The organism is Staphylococcus sp. HMSC035D11 (genome assembly GCF_001836075.1).
GTDB classification, from domain to species: domain Bacteria; phylum Bacillota; class Bacilli; order Staphylococcales; family Staphylococcaceae; genus Staphylococcus; species Staphylococcus hominis.
Map to the genome: position 1 here is coordinate 1 of NZ_KV827252.1, position 5,803 is coordinate 5,803.

Sequence of the window (5,803 nt, forward strand, 5' to 3'; positions counted from 1 at the left end):
GGTGTGACCTCCTTGCCATTGTCACCAGACAACAACTTACTTAAACAAGTATATTACTAATTAATTAATTTTTCAATAGTTAATTTTACACTTTATTAAAATTCTTTTTACAAGCGTTTTACAAAATTAACTTTCGTTTTTGACGACTTTTATATCTTATAATAAACAAAGTTTAATGTCAATAAGTTTTTAAAGATTTTTTAAATTAATTTTTAAAAAAGGATTTAATTTTTGAACACTCATAGTATACTACCACATCATATATATAATATCTAGTCCTTTTTTAATTAATTTTTTTCATTTTGTTTTTCATAAAAAAGCGTTGCTTACCTTAGCAAGCAACGCTTTTAATTTATATTGATCTTATTTTTGTCTCATGTAAGGGAATAATAATACATCTCTAATAGATGGTGAATCTGTTAACAACATAACTAAACGATCAATTCCAATTCCTAGTCCGCCTGTTGGTGGCATACCGTATTCAAGCGCTTCAATGTAATCTTCATCCATTTCATGAGCTTCATCGTTACCTTGTTCTTTTTCAACAAGTTGTGCTTCAAAACGTTCACGTTGATCGATTGGATCATTTAATTCTGTGAAAGCATTTGCATGTTCTCTACCTACAATAAACAACTCGAAACGATCAGTAAATCTTGGATCTTCTGGATTTTTCTTAGCAAGTGGAGAAATTTCAATTGGATGTCCATAAATAAATGTAGGTTGAATTAATGTTTCTTCAACTTTTTGTTCAAAGAATTCATTTAAAATATGTCCATATTTCATGTTTTCTGTAATTTCGATACCATGCTCTTTAGCTAATGCTTTAGCTTCTTCATCCGTTTTCACATTATAAAAGTTTACACCTGTAGCCTCTTTAACAGCGTCTACAATATGAAGTCGTTTCCAATCTGATTCTAAGTCAATTTCTTCGCCATTATATTGCACTTTTGCTGAACCTAATACAGTTTGTGCAATATGTCTAACCATAGATTCTGTTAAATCCATAATATCATGATAATCGGCATATGCTTCATATAACTCTATCATAGTAAACTCAGGATTATGGCGTGTTGATACACCTTCATTACGGAATACACGACCAATTTCATAAACTTTTTCTAATCCGCCTACAATTAATCGTTTTAAATGTAATTCTATCGCAATACGCATATATAACGTTGCATCTAGTGCATTATGATGGGTAACAAATGGTCGAGCTGCAGCACCACCAGCGATTTGATGCATCATTGGCGTTTCTACTTCTAAATAACCTCTTTGATTTAAATAATTTCTCATTTCTTGGATGATTTTACTACGGTTAATAAATGTACGAGTACTATCTTGGTTAGTAATTAAATCTAGATAACGTTGGCGATATCTTTGCTCAATATCTTGTAAACCATGAAATTTATCAGGTAATGGTCTTAAAGCTTTAGATAATAATGTAAATGATTTTGCTTTTACTGATAATTCGCCAGTATTTGTTTTAAACATGACACCTTCAATACCTACAATGTCACCTAAATCCGTTGTTTTCCAAAGGTTATCAAAAGGTTCTTCGCCAATTTGATCTTTACGTACATAAATTTGAATTTGACCAGTTAAATCTTGTACATGTGCAAATCCTGCTTTACCTTTACCACGTTTTGTCATTAAACGCCCTGCAATAGAAACATGACTTTCGTCTTCTTTTTCATGTAATTCTTCTTTAGAAAAATGATCCCATTTTTCTTTTAATTCACTTGCAGTAGCTGTGCGTTCAAAGCGTTTACCAAATGGGTCAATTCCTAAATCAATAAGTTCTTGTAATTTTTGTCGACGAACCTGCATTTGGTCATTCATTTCTTCTGACATTACTCTCTCTCCTTTAATCTTCCTGTTTTACTATTAATGGATGTTATGTACTTATTAAAAATATTGTAAAATATTTTCCATTCACTATTTTATACATAGTCACATAGTTAAATTCTTAAAATATATTTATATCTTAAGAATTTAAGCACTTATCTTAGCACTTAATCTTTATATTTCTTAACCGTATCATCTGGAAAAACTAAATCATGAATTTTCTGATTTAATCGTGGATCCTTTTTGTCCGATGCAATATCGTTCAACGGTATAAGTACAAAAGCACGTTCTTGCATTCGTGGGTGAGGTATACTTAAATTGTCTGTTTCAATAATATTATCACTATATAATAAGATATCTATATCTAATGTTCTAGGACCCCAACGTATTTCTCTTACTCGATGCAGTTGTTGTTCAATGTCTAAACAATGCTTAAGCAATTGCTGAGGTGACAACTCGGTTTCAATCTCTAAACACAAATTCAAGAAATTAGGCTGATCAGTATAGCCAATCGGTGCAGTTTCATATATCGATGATTGTTTTGTTACCTTTATACCCTTAATGTTTCCAATTAAATCAATTGCCTTAAGAAGTTGTTGTTTTCTATCACCAATATTACTTCCTAAACCTAAATATGCTTGTACCATTAACGATTCTCCCTCACTATTTCAATACCCACACCATCGTAATGACCAGGTATAGGTGGATTTTCTTTAGTGATTCTGACTTTCGTTTCCATTACACGATTATAGTGTGAATTTATACGTTTTGCAATACGTTCAGCTAGATGCTCGATTAAATTGCAAGGTGGACCTTCAACAATATCTTTTACATCCTCAAATACTTCACCATAATGCACAGTATCTTTAACATTATCTGTCTGCCCCGCTTTTGATAAGTCTACTTTTAAAGTTACGTCTACTAAAAAAATTTGACCTATTTCATTCTCAGCTGCGAGTGCACCATGATATCCATAAAACTTCATCCCTTTAAGAAAGATCATGTCGTTCATTTTCATTCTCCTTCAAAAAATCTATACCTTGAGCTAAACGTACATTTAATTCAACATTATGTACGCGAACTGCTTTTATGCCTTTCATTATACCATAGGCAGTAGTAGCAGCAGTGGCCTCATCTCTTTCTTTAGGTGTCGTATCAGTAGAAATCATATCTCTAATAAAACTTTTACGACTTGTCGCTAATAAAACTGGATACTCTGTAGCAACTAATTCATCTAATCGAGCCATTACTTCATTTTTTTCTTTTCTACTTTTGGGAAATCCAATTCCAGGATCTAACCATATTTTATGTTTTGGAATCCCTGCCATTTCTGCTTTATTTGCTTGCTTTATAAGTGTTAATAGCATTTCTTCTACAACTGGTTGGTCACGTTGGCCATCTCCATTATGCATTAACACAATTTCCGCTTCATATTTAGCAACTACATCTAAAATATGAGGATCATATAACCCAGCCCATTGGTCATTAATCATTGTGGCCCCTAATCTTAGACAAGCTTCAGCAACTTCACTGCGATATGTATCTATGGAAATTTGTACATTTAGTTTTACTAATTCTTCTACAACTGGCACTACACGTTGCATTTCTTCTTCTAAAGACACTTCTGTGTGCCCAGGTCTTGTTGATACGCCTCCTACATCAATAATATCTACGCCTTCATCAATCATTTCTTTAGCACGTGTAACTGCGTTATCAATTGAATTATACTGACCACCATCTGAAAATGAATCAGGCGTTACATTTAAGATTCCCATAATTTTTGTTTTACCCACTATCAATCATCCTTTGTTTTAAAAATAAATATGTATACTCACATGATACACTCATTTAGTCTATATTTCAGTATTGTTAACTAAAAGAACCTTTATACTAAAAAATAGCTGGCTCCGCCTTTTACGAAACCAGCCATTTCTTATTTAAAACATGATATTCAAATATCAACTTATATCATCATTAGTCATCGAATGAATATAATGGTGTAGATAAGTAACGTTCACCATTACTTGGTAATACTGTTACAACTGTTTTACCTTTACCTAACTCTTTTGCTTTTTCGATTGCTGCATAAATTGCTGCGCCTGAAGAAATACCTGCTAAGATACCTTCTTCTTTAGCCACACGACGTGATGTTTCCATTGCAGTTTCATTACCAACTTTAATGATACTATCATAAATATTAGTATTTAAAGTATCAGGTACAAAGCCAGCACCTAAACCTTGTAATTTATGTGGTCCAGGTTCTCCACCACTTAATACAGGAGATCCTTCTGGTTCAATTGCTACAATTTCAACGTTAGGATATTTCTCTTTTAAGACTTTACCTACACCAGATAGTGTACCGCCAGTACCAACACCTGCTAAGAAAGCATCAATTTGTTTGCCTTCAAATTGTTCAACTAATTCAGGACCAGTTGTTAATGCATGTACTTCAGGGTTAGCTGGATTTTCAAATTGTTGAGGTTCGAAATAACCATGTTCTTCTTTCAATTCTTTAGCTTTCTTAATAGCACCTTTCATTGCTTCAGATCCAGGTGTTAACACTAATTCCGCACCATATGCTTTTAATAAGTTGCGACGTTCAGAACTCATTGTTTCAGGCATAGTAAATACTGCTTTATAACCTTTAGCTGCACAAACAAATGCTAAACCAATACCAGTATTACCACTTGTTGGTTCTACAATTGTATCACCAGGTTTAATTTTCCCTTCTTTTTCAGCTTTTTCAATCATTGCTAAAGCAATACGGTCTTTTACAGAGCCACCTGGATTTTGATACTCTAATTTTACATATACATCTGCCGCATCTTCATCTACTACGTTTCTTAATTTTACTACCGGTGTGTTGCCAATAATTTGTGTAATATTTTCTACAGGTTTTTGTGCCATCGAAAAAACGCTCCTTTAACTTTCTAATTTAAAACTTAGTTTTTCTATCGGATATAACTATATTCTATCAGAATTTTCTAAAAAGACAAAGATATTTCTTTAAATATGATGTAATATTTTACTTTCATTAGTTACATTTAGTTCTTCCCATAAAAAAAGAGCAATAAACATACGTTTATTGCTCATCAACATTCTACTATTTTTTTATTGTATCAAGTAGTTCTTGAAGTTCGCCTTCAGAATAATGATATTTATTTCCACAGAAATGACACACGGCCTCAGCACCATGATCTTCTTTAATCATATCTTCAATTTCTGCTTCACCTAAACCTTTAATTGCATTTAGGAATTTTTCATGACTACAATTACATTCAAATTGTGCATCCATTGTTTCCAAAATTTGTACATTCTCTTCACCTAAAATTTCATTTAAGATACCTTCTGGTGTTAAGCCTTGTTCAATCAATTTAGAAACTGGCTGCATTTGGTTAATTGCATTTTCTAATTTAGTAATAGTTTCTTCTTTAGCGCCTGGCATGACTTGTATAATAAATCCACCCGCTGCTTTAATAGAATTATCAGGGTTAACAAGTACCCCTAATCCCACTGATGACGGTGTTTGTTCACTTGTCGCAAAATAATAAGTGAAATCTTCTCCAAGCTCACCAGAAACGATTGGACTTGCGCCTGAGAAATAATCTTTCATTCCTACATCCTTAACGACTTGAATTGCACCCTCAGTACCTACTGCTCGTCTTACATCCAATTTACCTTGATCATTAAGTGGAAAATGGGTTTGAGGATGGTCAACATATGCACGGACATTTCCTTGTGCATCTGCATCAGCAATAATTCGACCAATTGGGCCCTTACCATCTACTGTGACAGTAAGCTTTTGATCTCCTTTTAACATTGCCCCCATTAATAACGTTGCTGTCATTGTTCTCCCCATCGCTGCTGAAGCTGTAGGCCATGTATAGTGACGTGTTTGGCCTTCTTGAACTGATTCAGTTGTTAATGCAGCATACGCACGTACTTCTCCATCAAA

The 5,803-nt window shown here is 33.3% G+C and carries 6 protein-coding genes; all 6 read right to left on the minus strand.

Going from position 1 to position 5,803, the window contains the following annotated elements:
* Positions 1-363: 363 nt before the first annotated feature.
* Positions 364-1,854: a lysine--tRNA ligase gene (gene lysS / locus HMPREF2647_RS06565; protein WP_017176406.1), complete on the minus strand. Its 1,491-nt coding sequence runs from the start codon at positions 1,852-1,854 to the stop codon at positions 364-366.
* 161 nt (positions 1,855-2,015) lie between these two features.
* Positions 2,016-2,495: a 2-amino-4-hydroxy-6-hydroxymethyldihydropteridine diphosphokinase gene (gene folK / locus HMPREF2647_RS06570; protein ID WP_017176407.1), complete on the minus strand. Its 480-nt coding sequence runs from the start codon at positions 2,493-2,495 to the stop codon at positions 2,016-2,018.
* Entirely contained in the window at positions 2,495-2,860 is a 366-nt protein-coding gene (gene folB / locus HMPREF2647_RS06575) for a dihydroneopterin aldolase (protein WP_017176408.1), read from the minus strand. The genes folK and folB overlap by 1 nt, the downstream gene beginning before the upstream one ends.
* On the minus strand, positions 2,838-3,641 hold the full coding sequence (folP, locus tag HMPREF2647_RS06580) for a dihydropteroate synthase (RefSeq protein WP_017176409.1): 804 nt from the start codon (positions 3,639-3,641) through the stop codon (positions 2,838-2,840). Before folP ends, folB begins: the two co-directional genes overlap by 23 nt.
* Before the next feature lie 181 nt (positions 3,642-3,822).
* Entirely contained in the window at positions 3,823-4,755 is a 933-nt protein-coding gene (gene cysK, locus HMPREF2647_RS06585) for a cysteine synthase A (protein WP_002449949.1), read from the minus strand.
* A 196-nt stretch (positions 4,756-4,951) separates the two neighbouring features.
* On the minus strand, positions 4,952-5,803 hold an 852-nt coding region (gene hslO / locus HMPREF2647_RS06590), incomplete at its 5' end, for an Hsp33 family molecular chaperone HslO (protein ID WP_070859757.1).

Excerpts from the sequence above, each read along its gene's own strand:
- lysS (WP_017176406.1), bottom strand. The coding sequence starts at position 1,854 with ATGTCAGAAGAAATGAATGACCAAATGCAGGTTCGTCGACAAAAATTA.
- folK (WP_017176407.1), bottom strand. The coding sequence starts at position 2,495 with ATGGTACAAGCATATTTAGGTTTAGGAAGTAATATTGGTGATAGAAAA.
- folB (WP_017176408.1), bottom strand. The coding sequence starts at position 2,860 with ATGAACGACATGATCTTTCTTAAAGGGATGAAGTTTTATGGATATCAT.
- cysK (WP_002449949.1), bottom strand. The coding sequence starts at position 4,755 with ATGGCACAAAAACCTGTAGAAAATATTACACAAATTATTGGCAACACA.